This is a genomic window from Pseudomonas sp. KU26590 (assembly GCF_026153515.1).
Classification (GTDB): domain Bacteria; phylum Pseudomonadota; class Gammaproteobacteria; order Pseudomonadales; family Pseudomonadaceae; genus Aquipseudomonas.
Genome location: NZ_CP110644.1, coordinates 888,448 through 905,099 on the forward strand (window position 1 = coordinate 888,448; position 16,652 = coordinate 905,099).

Here is a 16,652-nt window from a genome sequence, read left to right on the forward strand (position 1 = left end):
GAGGGACTGCACGTGAAGATTGTCTTGATGAGGGCCGCATGAAAGCGATGATTCTGGCAGCGGGTAAAGGCGAGCGCCTGCGCCCGTTGACCCTGCACACTCCCAAACCGCTGGTGCGAGCCGGCGGTGTTCCACTGATTGAATATCACCTGCGCGCGATCAAGTCTGCCGGCCTTGAAGACGTTGTGATCAACCATGCGTGGTTGGGCCAGCGGATCGAAGAGTATCTGGGCGACGGTCGCCCGTGGGGTCTGAATATCCGCTACTCGCCTGAGGGCGAGCCGCTGGAGACGGGCGGCGGGATCTTTCGTGCGCTGCCGCTGCTGGGCGACGAGCCCTTTCTGGTGGTCAACGGTGATATCTGGGTCGACTTCGATTTCAGCTCACTGATGAAACCCCTCAAGGGGCTTGCCCATCTGGTGCTCGTGGATAACCCGCCGCATCACCCCAGCGGCGATTTTGCGCTGGTCGACGGACAGGTGCATGACGACGCGGCGTTGCCGTGCCTGACCTACAGCGGCATTGCGGTGCTGCACCCGCAACTCTTCGCGGGCTGCACCGAAGGCGCGTTCAAGCTGGCGCCCTTGTTGCGTGATGCCATGGCGAAAGGCCTGGTGACCGGCGAACGTTTTGCCGGGCGTTGGGTGGATGTCGGTACCCATGAGCGACTGGCCGAAGTCGAGCAGATGCTTGCGGTGAAGCCTTAGATGCTGTGGCCATTCACGGTGGTCGGCGGCGGCGTCGGGTATCTGATTGCCAGCATTCCAGGCGCCATGCTCGGCGCTCTTCTGGGGCAGGCGCTTGATCGGCGCCTGCATTTCCGGAGCTGGGCGGAGATGCGCGAGCGTGCCAACGGCCGCGCCGTGCCGCGCGATGACGAGCTTATTTTCATGCTGCTGGGCCGTCTGGCGAAGAGCGATGGCCGCGTGGTCGATGGGCATATTCAGCAGGCGCGCGTTGAAATGCGCCGGCTGGACCTCAGCGAGCCGGCGCAGCGTCGGGCGATTCAGGCGTTCAATCGGGGCAAGGACGGGCGCGACAATCTACGCGTCCACCTGACGCGCCTGAAAAGCCAGCCCCACGCGGCGGAGGGTTTGTTGCGTGCCTGCTGGCGCATGGCGTGGGCGGATGGCAGGGCGTCGCGCACCGAACGTGAATTGATTGTGCTGTGGGGCAAATGGCTGGGTTGGCCGGCGGGTAAAGTCGAAGGGTTGTCATCGACCGAAGACGAACAACGTTCGCGGGGCGCTCCCGCCAGCAGTGGCGGCGAGTTTCAGGACGCACTGCGTTTGCTGGGCGTGAAAGCCGATTCTGAACCTGCACAGATCAAGCGCGCCTACCGTCGATTGCTGAGTCGTCACCACCCGGACAAAATCGCCGGCAGTGGCGCCAATCAGATGCAGGTTCGTGATGCCACCGAGAAAACCCGCGAGCTGCACCACGCCTACGCCGTGATTCGCGATCGGCGCGGTTTTCGCTGACGCCCTGGTTTTGGAGGCTGCCCGGAGTGCGGGCAGCGTCAAAGGCGGTAACGGTTACTTCGCTGCGTCCCCCTCCAACCAACCCCGAACGCGACGAAACAGTTGATCCTGCTCCATCGCCGGATTGCCCGGAATCGCACTCAACGCCACTTGGGTAAATCGAGCGTTTTTATTTCGTTTGCTGGCGTCCATGCGATCTTGTGCCTGCTGACGCGGCACCGAACGGTCCCTGTTGACGAAGTCTGCCGTCGGGACCTTCAGCGTCGGCAGCAGCTCCATCAGCGACGGCGTTTCCTTGCCGGTGTCCACCGCCGTGACCATCACCAGCCGTTGAATGGCCGGCGACGGCCGCTCGCTCATGTAGCGCGCTGCCCAATACGCGCCGCTGCCGTGGCCGAGGAGGACAATGCTGCGGGCCTTGTTCTGCTGGGCGAAGGCCACGGCGCTGTCGATCCGGGCGAAGATTTTCTCGGCATTGGCCTTGGCCATCTCCGCCTGAGCAGCTGCCTGTTCGGCGGCCGCCGCAGCTTCCGCTTCAGCGGTGGCCGCCGGATCAGGCGCTTTTACCGCTGCGTCCTTGGCTTTATCGCTGGCACTCGCCGCCGCTGGGGCATCCACCGCGCGGGCGAAAACACCGTCAATGTGAGCGTCCGGCATGCTCAGACTGAGGCTGGACCACCCGACGTCCGGCAACTTGCGGCGCAGCGGTGCTACCGCAGTTGGCCAGTCCGCTGATTCATCGGCGCCGGGCACGATGATCACCGCGCCTTTGGGCGCGTCGACGTTGGCCGGTTTCCACAACGCCAGAAAGGTCTCGTCGCCCGCCTGCAACTGCTGTTGCTCCGCTTGCGGCACCTGGCGCTCTAGCGCCAAGGTGTCCTCTTCCGTGCGCGTCGGCAGTGCCGCCCGCTCGACAGGCGCTTCAGCGGGCTTGGCGTCTTTGTTGGGCGCCGGGTCAGCACCCATGACGAGCGGCGAGCAAGGTAGTATCAGCGTCAGGCACAGCGCAGGAAATAGTGCGCGAAGGGTGTAGGACATCGAATATTCCAAAGGCCGGAAACAATTCCGGCAGACTAATGGGTTGACGGCGGTTTGTCAGGCCAGGCAATCGCCGCGCCTCAGCGAGCGACAGGCACAGAGCATGATCGGCATGGGATTCAGGGAAATGGAGACGACAGTGTGAGAATCCGTGCGCTGTGCCTACGGGTTATCGGCGATACCCGCGCGCTCTTGATTGGCCTGATGCTGATCGTGCTGCCGATGTCGGACTATGCCGCCGCCTTGCCCCCGCAGGCCGACTCGTTGAGCCGCGAGCAGCGGGAATGGCTGACCCAACGCGGGCAATTGCGCGTCGGACTCGTACTTCAAGCACCGTACGCCCAGCTCGATCGTCGCGCGCAGCAATTGTCCGGCGCGAACGTCGACCTCATCAATCTCATGGCAAAGACGCTTCAGGTTGAGCTGCTGTGGCGCAGTTATGCCGATCAGGCCGAGCTCGAAAAAGCCCTTGCCGACGGCCAGATCGACTTCGCGCCGGGCCTGACCCAGACGCCCGCCGGCTTGCGCCTGTGGCTGTATTCCGATCCGTACATGCGCGTGCCACAACTGATTGTCGGCGAACGTGATGGCGCCGGCGCGGTGGATCTGGAAAAGCTCGACAGCCAGGTGCGCGTCGCCGTGCGCATGCCCAGCGTCACCGCTGACTACCTGCGCAGCAATTACACCCACCTCAATCTGCAAGGCGTGCCGCTCGAGCGTCAGGCTTTGCAGCTCTTGCTCAGTCAGCAGGCGCGATACGCCGTGATCGATGAGGCGCAGCTGGGTCGCTTGTCCCGCGAGGCCGAGTTTGCCGGGCTCGCCGTGGTCGGCGACATCGGCTTTCCGCAGTTACTTCGCGTGGCTTCCCGGCGCGATACGCCGCAGCTCGCCGAGATTATCAGCCAGGCATTGAGCGCCATCCCGGCCCGGGATCTCGAACAGCTGCACACGCAATGGCTGCAGCCCAAATACCCACAGGTCAGCGAATCCCCCGGCTTGTGGAAGAACATCGCGCTGCTGTTGTTGGTCCTTTTCATGGCGGCTGCGGCGATTGTTTACTGGCAGCGCAAACAACAGCAGCAACTGGAGAAACAACTCCTTGCCGCGCGGGATGACATCGCCAGGCGCCTGGCAGGCGAGGAGGCATTGCGGCTGGCGCAGTTCTCCATTGATCAGAGCACCGTTGGCATTCTCTGGGTCAATTGGGACAGCCATGTGCGCTACGCCAATCAGGCCGCCGAGACCATGCTGGGTTATGCGCCCGGTGGCGTGGTGGACCGGCCGCTGATTGAGTTCGAGCCGGGGCTGAATATGGATCGCTGGCTCAATCTGTGGAAAACCGCGCGCTCCAGCGAGGAGGGGCCGCAGAACTATGAAAGTAATTGCATGCGTGCCGATGGCAGCATTCTCCCTGCCGATGTGTCGCTGAGCTTCCTGCGCTTTCGTGATGCCGAGTATCTGGTGGTGTTCATCACCGACGTGACCGAACGGCGTCGATCCCTCGCCGCGCTGCAAGAAAGTGAAGCGCGCCTGCAGGTTCTCGCCGAGCAGTTGCGCGACCTTTCGGCTCACCTTGAAACCGTGCGCGAAGAAGAAAAGGCCCGGATCGCCCGGGAAGTTCACGATGAACTGGGTCAGATGCTGACCGTGCTCAAGCTGGAAACGTCCATGTGTGAACTGGCTTACGCCGATCTCGACCCTGGCCTGCGCGATCGGTTGAACAGCATGAAGCGCCTGATCGCGCAGCTATTCCAGCTGGTGCGGGACGTGGCGACCGCCCTGCGGCCACCTATTCTCGACGCAGGGATCGCCTCGGCCATTGAGTGGCAGGCCCGGCGCTTCGAAGCGCGCACCCAGATCCCCTGCCTGGTGCAGGTGCCGGACAACTTGCCCAGCCTGCCGGACGCAACGGCGATCGGGCTGTTTCGCATCCTTCAGGAGTCACTGACCAACGTCATGCGCCATGCCGAAGCGCACACCGTGGAGCTAAGCCTGACGCTGAGGGATGGCGTGCTGTGCATGCGCATCGCCGATGACGGCAAGGGCTTCGATCTGCGCGCGGAACGTCCAGCGTCGTTCGGGCTGGTGGGCATGCGCGAGCGGGTTCTGATCATGGGCGGGCAATTGCATCTGGACACCTTGCCCGGAGAAGGCACAACCTTGCGCATCCACATTCCGCTGGACCCGGTCGCTGAGGAGCACGTGCATTGATTCGCGTATTGGTTGCCGAAGACCACACGATTGTCCGCGAGGGCATCAAACAACTGATCGGTCTGGCGAAGGATCTGCAAGTGGTGGGAGAGGCCGGCAATGGCGAGCAGTTGCTGGAGGCTTTGCGCCACATCCCGTGCGAGGTCGTGCTGCTGGATATTTCCATGCCGGGCGTGAACGGCCTGGAGGCGATCCCGCGAATTCGCGCGCTGAACAATCCGCCTGCGATTCTGGTGCTGTCGATGCACGATGAGGCGCAAATGGCCGCGCGGGCGTTGAAGGTCGGCGCCGCCGGTTACGCAACCAAAGACAGCGACCCCGCCTTGTTGCTGACGGCGATTCGGCGCGTGGCCGCAGGCGGGCGCTACATCGACCCGGACCTGGCCGATCGCATGGTGTTTGAAGTCGGGCTGACGGACAACCGGCCCTTGCATTCGCTGTTGTCCGAACGCGAATTTTCAGTGTTCGAGCGCCTCGCCCAGGGCGCCAACGTCAACGACATCGCCCAGCAACTGGCGCTGAGCAGCAAGACCATCAGTACCCACAAGGCACGCCTGATGCAGAAGCTGAAAATCAATTCGCTGGCCGAGCTGGTGAAGTATGCGATGGAGCACAAGCTGGTTTGAGATCAGAGGTCTGAAAACGACCTGCTCCGGCGCTTGTGCTGACGTCTTCGCGGGCACACCAGCGCCTACAGACTGACCGCAATCCCCTGTAGGAGCGCGTTTGCCCGCGAAAGCGTCGGTAACGGCAATAAATCCCTCGGATAAGTCATACCTATCCCCGCCATCCCTGTAGGGCAATCCCTACCCGGAACCTTCCATCCCGCCTAGGCCATTCTCTCTCACGCCCCGATTTGCGGGGCCTTCAGGCTCATCTAGGCTTGATCCCTACGGTGGATCAAACAAAGGTGTGGGCAATGAGCAACGTCGATTCAAGCGCTGGGGCGAGTGATGTTCTGGTCAGCTTTCGCGGTGTGCAAAAGAGCTACGACGGCGAAGCCCTGATCGTCAAAGACCTCAACCTGGATATTTGCAAAGGCGAATTCCTCACCCTGCTCGGGCCGTCCGGCTCCGGCAAAACCACCAGCCTGATGATGCTCGCCGGTTTCGAAACGCCCACGGCTGGGGAGATCCTGCTGGCGGGCCGTTCGATCAACAACGTACCGCCGCACAAGCGCGACATCGGCATGGTGTTCCAGAACTACGCGCTGTTCCCGCACATGACCGTTGCTGAAAACCTTGCGTTTCCGCTGTCGGTGCGCGGCATGAGCAAAACCGACGTGGCCGAAAAGGTCAAACGCGCCCTCGACATGGTGCAGCTCGGCACCTTCGCCCATCGCTACCCCGCGCAGTTGTCGGGTGGTCAGCAACAACGTGTCGCCCTGGCCCGGGCGCTGGTGTTCGAGCCGCAGCTGGTGCTGATGGACGAACCCCTCGGTGCGCTCGACAAACAACTTCGCGAACACATGCAGATGGAAATCAAACACCTGCACCAGCGCCTGGGCGTGACTGTCGTCTACGTCACCCACGATCAGGGCGAAGCGCTGACCATGTCCGACCGCGTCGCGGTGTTCCATCAGGGCGAGATCCAGCAGATCGCCCCACCGCGCACCCTTTATGAAGAGCCGAAAAACACCTTCGTTGCCAACTTCATCGGCGAGAACAACCGCATCAACGGCACCTTACTCAGCCAGACCGGTGACCGCTGCGTGGTCGGCCTGGCGCGCGGCGAAAAAGTCGAAGCGCTGGCGATCAACGTCGGTGCCACCGGCAGCCCGGTCACGCTGTCGATTCGTCCCGAACGCGTGAACCTCAACGGCCGCAGCGAGAGTTGCGTCAATCGCTTCTCCGGCCGTGTCGCCGAATTCATCTACCTGGGCGACCACGTACGGGTGCGTCTGGAAGTGGCCGGTAAAACCGATTTCTTCGTCAAACAGCCCATTGCCGAGCTGGATCCGGCGCTGAGCGTTGGCGATGTCGTGCCCATTGGGTGGCAGGTCGAGCACGCGCGCGCGCTGGACCCGTTGCTGGATGCACATTGATACACCCGCGTGACGCGTCAACCGAAGAACCCAGAGGCGAGCCAAATCGCCCCCATCGCTTAACCAACATTGTTCGTGGAGAGAAAAACTGATGCTCAAGACATTGAAGCTCACCGCCTTATCGGTCGGCATGATGTGCGCGGCGCAAGCCATGGCAGCGGACCTGACGGTCATTTCCTTCGGTGGCGCGAACAAGGCGGCCCAGGAAAAGGCCTTCTATGCGCCGTGGGAAAAAGCCGGCAACGGCAAGATCATCGCCGGCGAATACAACGGTGAGATGGCCAAGGTTAAAGCCATGGTCGACACCAAGAGCGTGACCTGGGATCTGGTGGAAGTGGAATCGCCAGAGCTGTCCCGCGGCTGTGACGAAGACATGTTCGAGTCGCTGGCGTCGGTCGATCTCGGCAACAAGGACAACTACGTCAAGGGCGCGATTTCTGAGTGCGGCGTAGGCTTCTTCGTCTGGTCCACCGTGCTGGCCTACAACGCCGACAAGTTGAAATCCGCACCGACCGGTTGGGCTGATTTCTGGGACACCGAGAAATTCCCGGGCAAGCGTGGCCTGCGCAAGGGCGCCAAATACACCCTGGAATTCGCGCTGATGGCTGACGGCGTTGCGCCGAAAGACGTCTACAAAGTGCTGGCGACCAAGGAAGGCCAGGACCGCGCCTTCAAGATGCTCGACAAGCTCAAGCCAAGCATTCAGTGGTGGGAAGCGGGCGCACAGCCGCCGCAGTACCTGCAATCGGGCGACGTCGTGATGAGCTCGGCCTACAACGGTCGTATCGCTGCCGTTCAGAAAGAGAGCAACCTGAAAGTGGTCTGGACCGGCGGCGTGTATGACTTCGACGCGTGGGCCATTCCGAAGGGCGCGAAAAACGCCGAAGAAGCGAAGAAGTTCATCGCTTACTCCCTCAAGCCAGAGCAGCAAAAGACCTATTCCGAAAACATCGCTTACGGCCCGGCCAACACGGGCGCGGTCCCGTTGCTGAGCGCTGACACTCTGAAAAACATGCCGACCACCCCTGAGAACATCAAGGATCAGGTGCAGATCGACGTGAAATTCTGGGCTGACTTCGGTGAGTCGCTGGAACAGCGCTTCAACTCCTGGGCGGCTAAATAAGATCGCAGCCCTGTAAGCGCTTTGTTGTGAGTTAGATCCGGGTGCGTCGTCTGAACTGTCTGAAAGCAGGGCAGGGGACGCGCTCTTTGTTGAGAGATTTCGGAGTTCACTATGGCCACCGCCGTGCCCCTGACTGAAGGCGCCAGCCCGACCCTGAAGCAACGCCTGGCCCGTGCCGAGCGCGTCAATCGCTGGAAGGCTCAGGCGTTGATCGCGCCATTGGTGATCTTCTTGCTGCTAGTGTTTCTTGTGCCCATTGCGGCGCTGCTTTACAAAAGCGTCAGCAACCCGGAAGTGGTCGGTGGCATGCCGCTCACTGTGGTGGAAGTGGCGAAATGGGACGGCAAGGGGCTGCCGCCTGACGCGGTGTACAAAGCCGCGAGCCAGGACCTGGCCGAAGCGCGCAAGAATCAGACGCTGGGCGATCTGTCCAAGCGCTTGAACCAGGAGTTGGCGGGCTACCGCAGCCTGTTGGCGAAAACCGCCCGCGCCATGCCATTCAAGGAAGAACCGGCTTCTTATAAAGAAGCGCTGGAAGCCATCGATGAGCGCTGGGGCGATCCCGCGTATTGGCAGGCGATCCGTCGCAATACCTCAAGTTTCACCCCCTATTACCTGCTGGCCGCTGTCGACCACCGCATCGATGACCTCGGTGAAGTGGCGCCGGCGACACCTGATCAAGCGATTTACATCGACATCTTCGCCCGCACCTTCTGGATGGGCCTGGTGATCACCGTGATCTGTCTGCTGCTGGCCTACCCGCTGGCGTACCTGTTGGCCAACCTGCCCGCGCGGCAGAGCAACCTGCTGATGATTCTGGTCTTGCTGCCGTTCTGGACGTCGATCCTGGTGCGCGTCGCCGCCTGGATCGTGTTGCTGCAATCGAGCGGCCTGATCAATGGCGCGCTGATGGCCATGGGCATCATCGATAAACCGCTGGAACTGGTGTTCAACCGGGTCGGCGTTTACATCTCGATGGTGCACATCATGTTGCCGTTCATGATTCTGCCCATCTACAGCGTGATGAAAGGCATCTCGCCGACCTACATGCGCGCGGCGATCTCCCTGGGCTGCAACCCGTTCGCCAGTTTCTGGCGCGTGTACTTCCCGCAGACCTACGCCGGTGTGGGCGCGGGCTGTCTGTTGGTGTTCATCCTTGCCATCGGCTACTACATCACCCCGGCGCTGCTCGGCAGCCCGAACGATCAGATGGTCAGTTATTTCGTGGCGTTCTACACCAACACCAGCATCAACTGGGGCATGGCGACGGCGCTGGGCGGGCTGCTGCTGCTGGCGACCGTCGTGCTGTACCTGATCTATAACTGGCTGGTCGGCGCCAGCCGCCTGCGTCTGAGCTGAGGAGAACGACCATGTTGAGCCCTTATTCCTCGCCCATCGAGCGGGTCTGGCATTACACGCTGCGCACGCTGTGCGGGTTGATTCTGTTGTTCCTGGTGCTGCCGGTGCTGGTGATCGTGCCGCTGTCGTTCAACTCCGGGAGTTTTCTGGTCTACCCGCTGCAGGGCTTTTCACTGCACTGGTATCAGGACTTTTTCGGCTCGGCCGAGTGGATGCGCGCGCTGAAAAACAGCCTGATCGTCGCGCCGGCTGCCACGGTGCTGGCGATGGGGTTCGGGACGTTGGCGGCCATCGGGCTGACCCGCAGCAACTTCCCTGGCAAGGCGCTGGTGATGGCGCTGGTGATTTCGCCGATGGTGGTGCCGGTGGTGATTGTCGGGGTGGCGAGCTACCTGTTTTTTGCGCCGCTGGGTCTGGGCAACAGCTATATCTCGCTGATACTGGTGCACGCCGTGTTGGGTGTGCCGTTCGTGATCATCACCGTGTCGGCCACCTTGCAGGGCTTCAATTACAACCTGGTGCGTGCAGCGGCCAGCCTGGGTGCTTCGCCGACGACCGCCTTTCGGCGTGTGACCTTGCCGCTGATTGCGCCGGGGGTGATCTCGGGGGCGTTGTTTGCTTTCGCCACCTCGTTCGATGAAGTAGTGGTCACGCTGTTCCTCGCAGGTCCCGGTCAGGCAACGTTGCCCCGGCAGATGTTCAGCGGCATCCGCGAAAACCTCAGCCCGACGATTGCCGCCGCCGCCACCTTGCTCATCGGTTTCTCGGTGGTGCTGTTGCTGGTGCTGGAATGGTTGCGCGGCCGCAGCGAGAAACTGCGCACGGCGGTGGAGTGATCACCGGTGAAAGTGGATCTCGGTAACACTGGTAAAGATCGGCGAATGCAGCATCCGTAGGAGCCGGCTTGCTGGCGAACACAATGGGTCAGGCGACTTGTTCGGCACTGGTGCACCGCGTTCGCCAGCAAGCCGGCTCCAAGGGGCTCTTCATACGGTCCGTAGTCATGGGCGAACCCCACATTCTTCTTCCGCCACATCACATAACTGACGCCCGGCACGATCCGGTCTATGTTTCACTCAGCGCATGCCACCCTGCCTTGTAAAAGAGCCCCGTCTCCAACAACAACGTAAAGGACGAGCCCGATGAGTGTTTCTGCTTTCAAGATCGCGAACAAACTGATCACCGGCCCTGCCTCGATTGAGCAGTTATCGGCCGAACTGACTCGGCTCAACGTTCAATACCCGCTGATCGTCACCGACGCGATACTGGTCAAATCCGGAACGGTCGACCTCGCACTGGCGCAATTGGGCGGTCTTCGTTATGGCGTGTTTGATCAGGTCAAACCCGAGCCAGAAATCTCTATCGTCGAGGACTGCACCCGGGCCTACCGAGAGGGCGGTCACGATGGCCTGATCGGCGTGGGCGGCGGCAGTGCCATCGACATTGCCAAGGGCGTCGCCGCGTTTGCCCATCACGAAGGCGCGCTGGTGGAGTTGTTCGGGGTTGATCTGGTCAAGCGCAAAGGCCCGCCGCTGATCGCCATCCCGACCACCGCCGGCACCGGTTCTGAAGTCACCAACGTGGCGATCTTTTCAGATAAACAGGCGCAGCTGAAAAAAGGCATCGTCAGCGATTACCTGTTGCCAGACGTCGCGCTGGTCAGCCCCATGATGACCCTGACCTGTCCGCGCAGTGTCACGGCAGCCAGCGGCGTCGACGCTCTGGTCCACGCCATCGAAGCCTACCTTTCAGTCAATGCCTCGCCGATCACCGACGCCATCGCCTTGGGCGCCATCAAGCTGATCGTCAAGGCGCTGCCCAAGGCCTACGCCAATCCGTCGAACCTGCAAGCGCGAGAAGACATGGCCACCGCCAGCCTTATGGCGGGCATGGCGTTCGGCAATGCCGGGGTCGGCGCAGTGCATGCGCTGGCCTATCCACTAGGAGGGCGTTTCAATATTGCTCACGGTGTCAGCAACGCGCTGTTGCTGCCGTACGTGATGGAGTGGAACAAGCTGGCGTGCGTCGAACGGATGCGCGACATCGCCGACGCGATGGGCGTCCGCGTCGCGCACCTGAGCGACAGGGACGCCGCCGACCTGGCAGTCAAAGCCATGGCCGACTTGTGCTCAGCGGTGGAAATCCCGTCCGGACTGCGCAGCTTCAATGTGCCCGAAGACGCCATTCCCGCGATGGCCGAGGAGGCCAGCAAGATCGAGCGCCTCATGCGCAACAACCCGCGGAAACTGACCGCCGCCGACATCGAGAAAATCTACCGCGCGGCGTATTGATTTCGTCAGGTCGGCGCGCAGAGTGTTTGATCTGGACGGGCCTGTTCGCGGGCAAGCGCGCTCCTACACGTGATCACAGCTGTCCATTGATGGTCGGATCACCCCGAAACGGTAGGAGCGCGCTTGCCCGCGATGGCGTTGGCTTAAGCGCTGATCATCTCGGCCAGATCCGCACGGCATGCTTCAACCGCGACGACGGGCCAGCAACCAGCCCACGGTCAGCGTCAGGCCGGCCAGTACCATCAATGTGGTGCGTGGCCGTTGCTGGGTGAAGGTCGCGACTTCGTCCAGCAGATCGCCATAACGTTCCTGCAACTCACCGGCCACCTGGCGCGCCTTGCCTTCCATTTGCGTGCGCTCGTCACCGGTCAGGTTGCCGAAGACGTCTTGCGCCTTGCCGGCTGCCTGCTCCAGTACGCCTTTCACTTGTTCGCTTTTCATGTCTTGCCCCCAGAGATGAGTATCAGTGCTGAATATGTCGCTGAACCAAACGGGTCAGCCACGTCATTAGCGTAGAGGCCTGCCTTCATCCCATGAAGGTGACTTTGCACCAGAGGCACTGACGCATTTGCATCACTCAGCGTTTGCTTTTGCCCGGGTTGGCGAACAGGTTTCGCTCCCTCGCCCAGACAATGGCTTCCGCCCGGCTGTGCACGTCCAGCTTGGAATACACCGTCGCGACGTGGTTGCGAATGGTGTTGAGCGCCAGGTTCAACCGCGCCGCGATCTCCTTGTCCGCCAGCCCCTCACAGATCAGCCCCAGTACATCTCGCTCGCGGGCGGTCAGGTCGGTGAACGAGGCACTCGGCAGATGCCGGGTGTTGACCCGCTTGGCATTGGCCAGCTTTTCGATCAGCGTCTGGCTGAACCACGAGGCGTCCTGCATCACCGTTTCGATGGCCTCGACCAGCTCAAGCTCGGATCGCTTGCGCTCGGTGATGTCCATCAGCACGAAGAGGTAGCAGGCGCTGTCCTGAATCGTCACCGTGTCAGCGGCCAGCACGCAATCCATCGACTCGCTGCCTTTCTTGCGGACTTTCAGATCGAGCCCGTCGACGCGGCCGGTGGTTTCCAGAACGTTGAACAGCCCGTCCATCACCGCGCCATCTTCGATGAAGCCCAGCTCCGCGACGGTCCGGCCAATCAGCTCCTGCGGCGTGTAGCCCAGGGTGCTGAAAAACGCCTCGTTGGCTTCGACGATCTGTTGCCGATCCGCCGTGCACACCAGCGTGGGCACCGGTGTCAGCTTGAACGCCTTGGCGAAGCGTTCCTCGCTCTGGCGCAGGGCGGTCTCGGCCTTGCGTCTGGGCTCAAGGTCGGTGAACGAAAACAGCATGCAATCTTCTTCGTTCATGTCCAGCGGTTGCCCGGCGACGATGACCAGCTTGGTGCCACCCTCCGGCAACTTCAGTTCGGCCTGCATCTGCGGAATGGTCGCACCCTGATTCAGGCGCTCAATGGCGAGGTCCTTGCGCTCGGCGTTCTCCAGCACGTCCACCTCGTACACCGAGCGGCCAATGACGTCCTCCCTCGAGTGCCCGGTCATTTCCAGAAAGCCCTGATTGACCTTGATGAAGCGCAGATCGCTCAGGCGGCAGATCACGGCCGGGGCGGGGTTGGCGTTGAAGGTCTTTTCGAAGCGCTGCTCGGCGCCGGCCCACTCCGTTGCGTCGGCGAGTATCAGCACCAATGATTCCGGGGAGCCGGTGCTGTCTTCCAGCACCATGCTGCGCACGCGATGGACCCAACTGCGCTCGTCTTCTTCACCTTCACCGATCTTGCTGACCTCGATGAGCACGTCGGTGAACACCTCGCCTGCCGCCACGCGGCTGATCGGATATTGATCGACGTCCAGCGGATGGTTGTTGCGATAGCGCAGGGAGAACCTCTCGCGATAGGCCTCGCCGTTGGCGCCCAGTTCGCTGATTGCTTCGACCCCGTGCATCAGCAGCGCCGCTTCGTTGGCCCAGATGATGGTCTGATCGACCTCCACCAGCATCACCCCGTCCGACAGACCCGAGATGATCTGCTGCAACTGGCGGCGGTTGGTTTCTCTGGCGAGGATGGCCTCTGACATGCTTGCTCTCCTGACGTCTCAATGCGGTCGGGCTTCGGTCAGCCGGGCGCTCCACGCTATCCGACCGGCTGGCAAAAGCTTAGTGCTGCAGCTTAGTGCAGCCGTGCTCGCGAGGGTCGGTGCGAATGCACCAGACGAAGCGGTGCAAATGCGCCATCACAGGCCCTCACGGGCTGATCAAAATGGTTTCACGTCGCTTAAGACGCGGTGAGTCCGCCCCCGCAGGCTCACCCTTATCAACGCAGGGGGTGCATTTGCACTGACACCTTGGCTGCACGCTTGATGTGCACCCCCTGCACCAGAGGAAATTTTCATGGCTTCGACCTACGCAACATCTGCTGTTCTGGGCGGCGCTTCGCCGTTCCGCGTGTCATGGGGATCGGTGTTTGCCGGTGCGGCAATCACGCTGGTGACGTACCTGGTGCTGAGCGTGCTTGGCACGGCGATCGGCGCTGGCGCGCTGGACCCGATGGCCCAAGGCAACCCGCTGAGCGGTTTCGGCAAGGGCGCCGGCGCCTGGTTGTTCATCAGCACGCTGGTGGCCATTGCCGCCGGCGCCTGGGTATCGGGACGCACCGCGCCTGACCGTGGCGGTCTGCATGGTTTGCTGAGCTGGACGGTGAGCACGTTGCTGACCACCTGGCTCATCGCATCGCTGGCCGGCTCGCTGGTTGGCACTGCCGGCAACATCGCCGGCAAGGGCATTTCCCTGGCGGCCGACGGCGTCGCTGCTGCCGCACCGGGTGTGGGCCAGAGCATCAAGCAACAGCTGGATAAAAACGGCATCAGCCTGGATTGGGATAGTCTGAAATCGCAACTGGACACCACCCTGAAACAGTCTGGCAAGCCAGAGCTGGATCCTTCGAAGCTGGATCAGAAGGCCGACGTGGCGGGCGCCGATGCCAAGCAGACAGCAGAGCAGGCGTCTACCGATCCCGCCCAGGCGGGCGATCAGTTGAAGCAATGGTTTGATCGCATCCAGAAAGCGGGCGAACCGGCCCTGAACGCTGCCGACAAAGACGCGCTGGTCAACATCGTGGCGGCCCGCACCGGCAAAAGCAAAGCTGAGGCGCAGCAAATCGTCGATAACTATGCGCAGGCGTACCAGCAAGCCGCGGCCAAAGTGGCCGAGCTCAAGCAGCAAGCTGAGCAACAGGCCCGAGAAGCGGCGGATGTCGCGGCCAGGCAAGTCGCCAAGGCGGCGTGGGGCACGTTTTTCATGCTGATCATCGGCGCAGCATTGAGCTTTGGTCTGGCCCGTTATGCCCTGAGCTCGCGTCCTCGTCTGCTGGTCGAGACTGTGTAAGGGTTTCAGCAATGGGTGGGTGTTAGCGATTCTGTATCGCTGAATCCAGGCTGGGCCCGGTGCGCAATTGTGTGTCACCGGGCCTTATGCCTTTAACGGCGCCGTTCACGCCGCCTGAATCAAACCTCTGGGCTGTCTTACGTGCGACCCAACGCACGTTTCAACTCTTGGAGTACAATGCGCGCCACCGTGATTTCGCTCATAAAAGGTGCGTCATGCAGCCCTTCGCTATTGCTCCTTCGATTCTGTCCGCCGATTTCGCCCGTCTGGGACAGGAAGTCGACAACGTCCTGGCCGCTGGCGCTGACATTGTCCACTTCGACGTCATGGACAATCACTACGTCCCCAACCTGACGATCGGACCGATGGTCTGCGCGGCATTGCGCAAATACGGCATCACCGCGCCCATCGATGTTCACCTGATGGTCAGCCCGGTGGATCGCATCATCGGCGACTTCATCGAAGCCGGCGCCACCTACATCACCTTCCACCCGGAAGCGACCCAGCACATCGACCGCTCCCTGCAACTGATCCGCGAAGGCGGCTGCAAGGCGGGTCTGGTGTTCAACCCGGCGACCCCGCTGAACCTGCTCGAATACGTCATGGACAAGGTCGACATGATCCTGCTCATGAGCGTCAACCCGGGCTTCGGCGGTCAGAAATTCATCCCCGGCACGATCAACAAACTGCGTGAGGCCCGTGCGCTCATTGACGCGTCCGGTCGCGAAATCCGTCTGGAAATAGATGGCGGCGTCAACGTCAATAACATCCGTGAGATCGCGGCAGCCGGCGCCGACACCTTCGTCGCGGGCTCGGCTATTTTCAATGCGCCTGATTACCAGGAAGTCATTGCGAAGATGCACGCAGAACTGGCGTTGGCCCGCTGATGAGCGGTTTCGAGCATCTGTTTCCGGGCTGCCTGCCCAAGCTGATCATGTTCGACCTCGACGGCACACTGGTCGACTCGGTGCCGGACCTGGCAGCTGCGGTGGACAAAACCCTGATCCAGCTCGGCCGCCCGCCGGCGGGAATCGAGCGGGTGCGTGACTGGATAGGCAACGGCGTCCGGGTGCTGGTGCGCCGCGCGCTGGCGAACGGCATGGACCACACCGCCGTGGATGAAGAATCCACGGAGGCTGCGCTGGCTATTTTCATGGAGGCCTACAGCGGCAGCCACGCGCTGACCAAGGTCTACCCCGGTGTGCGCGAAACCCTGAAATGGCTGCAGAAGATGGGCGTTGAGATGGCGCTGATCACCAACAAGCCGGAGCGCTTCGTTGCGCCGTTGCTGGATGACCTGAAGCTCGGCCGTTTCTTCCGCTGGATCGTGGGTGGCGACACGCTGCCCCAGCAGAAACCCGACCCGGCGGCGTTGTTTTTTGTGATGAAAATGGCCGGCGTACCGGGTTCGCAGTCGCTGTTCGTGGGTGACTCGCGCAACGACGTGCTGGCAGCGAAGGCGGCGGGTATCGCCTGTGTGGCATTGAGTTACGGCTATAACCACGGACGCCCGATTGCGGAAGAGTCACCGGCATTGGTCATCGACGATTTGCGTATGCTGATTCCGGGCAGTTCTGCCGGTTGCTTAGCGCAGGGCGCTGAGATAACGTTGCCCGACATCAAGTCCCCCTCCTTTAGAGAATCCATCGTGGTGGTCACTCGCAAACTCTGGATGAAAGTCATCAAGGCCCTGGCCCGCTGGCGTTGGCGCGCCTGACTTGA

The 16,652-nt window shown here is 61.8% G+C and carries 15 protein-coding genes; 12 read left to right on the plus strand and 3 right to left on the minus strand.

Annotation, left to right across the window (positions count from 1 at the left end; translation table 11 throughout):
* The first annotated feature begins 38 nt into the window (after positions 1-38).
* The gene (murU, locus tag OKW98_RS04035) at positions 39-707 is read left to right on the plus strand and encodes an N-acetylmuramate alpha-1-phosphate uridylyltransferase MurU (RefSeq protein WP_265388074.1); all 669 of its coding nucleotides are present in this window, start codon (positions 39-41) and stop codon (positions 705-707) included.
* Positions 708-1,481 (plus strand): DnaJ domain-containing protein, encoded by a 774-nt coding sequence (locus tag OKW98_RS04040; protein ID WP_265388075.1) that lies wholly within the window; start codon positions 708-710, stop codon positions 1,479-1,481.
* A gap of 54 nt (positions 1,482-1,535) precedes the next feature.
* Here OKW98_RS04040 and OKW98_RS04045 read toward each other — a convergent pair whose 3' ends face one another.
* Positions 1,536-2,519: an alpha/beta hydrolase family protein gene (locus tag OKW98_RS04045; protein ID WP_265388076.1), complete on the minus strand. Its 984-nt coding sequence runs from the start codon at positions 2,517-2,519 to the stop codon at positions 1,536-1,538.
* A 222-nt stretch (positions 2,520-2,741) separates the two neighbouring features.
* Here OKW98_RS04045 and OKW98_RS04050 point away from each other — a divergent pair, with 222 nt between their 5' ends.
* From OKW98_RS04050 to OKW98_RS04080, 7 genes are all read left to right on the plus strand, one after another.
* Complete coding sequence (locus OKW98_RS04050) at positions 2,742-4,730, plus strand: histidine kinase (protein ID WP_416148420.1); 1,989 nt, start codon at positions 2,742-2,744, stop codon at positions 4,728-4,730.
* Complete coding sequence (locus OKW98_RS04055) at positions 4,727-5,356, plus strand: response regulator transcription factor (RefSeq protein WP_265388077.1); 630 nt, start codon at positions 4,727-4,729, stop codon at positions 5,354-5,356. Before OKW98_RS04050 ends, OKW98_RS04055 begins: the two co-directional genes overlap by 4 nt.
* 293 nt (positions 5,357-5,649) lie before the next feature.
* Entirely contained in the window at positions 5,650-6,774 is a 1,125-nt protein-coding gene (locus OKW98_RS04060; protein ID WP_265388078.1) for an ABC transporter ATP-binding protein, read from the plus strand.
* A 91-nt stretch (positions 6,775-6,865) separates the two neighbouring features.
* A complete protein-coding gene (locus tag OKW98_RS04065) occupies positions 6,866-7,897 on the plus strand; it encodes a polyamine ABC transporter substrate-binding protein (protein WP_108121131.1) in 1,032 nt (343 codons plus the stop codon).
* Between the two features lie 111 nt (positions 7,898-8,008).
* Positions 8,009-9,256 carry an ABC transporter permease gene (locus tag OKW98_RS04070; protein ID WP_074887014.1) on the plus strand — a complete coding sequence of 416 codons (1,248 nt, stop codon included), beginning with the start codon at positions 8,009-8,011 and terminating at the stop codon, positions 9,254-9,256.
* A gap of 11 nt (positions 9,257-9,267) precedes the next feature.
* Positions 9,268-10,092, plus strand: a complete 825-nt coding sequence (locus OKW98_RS04075) for an ABC transporter permease (RefSeq protein ID WP_065991348.1) — start codon at positions 9,268-9,270, stop codon at positions 10,090-10,092.
* Positions 10,093-10,398: 306 nt separating this feature from the next.
* Positions 10,399-11,547 (plus strand): iron-containing alcohol dehydrogenase, encoded by a 1,149-nt coding sequence (locus tag OKW98_RS04080; protein WP_265388079.1) that lies wholly within the window; start codon positions 10,399-10,401, stop codon positions 11,545-11,547.
* 183 nt (positions 11,548-11,730) lie between these two features.
* Here the strand turns inward: OKW98_RS04080 and OKW98_RS04085 are convergent, their stop codons facing one another.
* Together OKW98_RS04085 and OKW98_RS04090 are read right to left on the minus strand one after the other, a co-directional pair.
* On the minus strand, positions 11,731-11,988 hold the full coding sequence (locus tag OKW98_RS04085; RefSeq protein WP_265388080.1) for a CsbD family protein: 258 nt from the start codon (positions 11,986-11,988) through the stop codon (positions 11,731-11,733).
* A gap of 136 nt (positions 11,989-12,124) precedes the next feature.
* Positions 12,125-13,624, minus strand: coding sequence for a helix-turn-helix transcriptional regulator (locus tag OKW98_RS04090; RefSeq protein ID WP_265388081.1), 1,500 nt, complete (start codon positions 13,622-13,624; stop codon positions 12,125-12,127).
* Positions 13,625-13,937: 313 nt separating this feature from the next.
* Here OKW98_RS04090 and OKW98_RS04095 point away from each other — a divergent pair, with 313 nt between their 5' ends.
* From OKW98_RS04095 to OKW98_RS04105, 3 genes are all read left to right on the plus strand, one after another.
* Entirely contained in the window at positions 13,938-14,930 is a 993-nt protein-coding gene (locus OKW98_RS04095) for a hypothetical protein (RefSeq protein ID WP_265388082.1), read from the plus strand.
* A 215-nt stretch (positions 14,931-15,145) separates the two neighbouring features.
* Positions 15,146-15,817 (plus strand): ribulose-phosphate 3-epimerase, encoded by a 672-nt coding sequence (rpe, locus tag OKW98_RS04100; protein ID WP_265388083.1) that lies wholly within the window; start codon positions 15,146-15,148, stop codon positions 15,815-15,817.
* The gene (locus OKW98_RS04105) at positions 15,817-16,647 is read left to right on the plus strand and encodes a phosphoglycolate phosphatase (protein ID WP_265388084.1); all 831 of its coding nucleotides are present in this window, start codon (positions 15,817-15,819) and stop codon (positions 16,645-16,647) included. The genes rpe and OKW98_RS04105 overlap by 1 nt, the downstream gene beginning before the upstream one ends.
* The last annotated feature ends 5 nt before the right edge of the window (positions 16,648-16,652 follow it).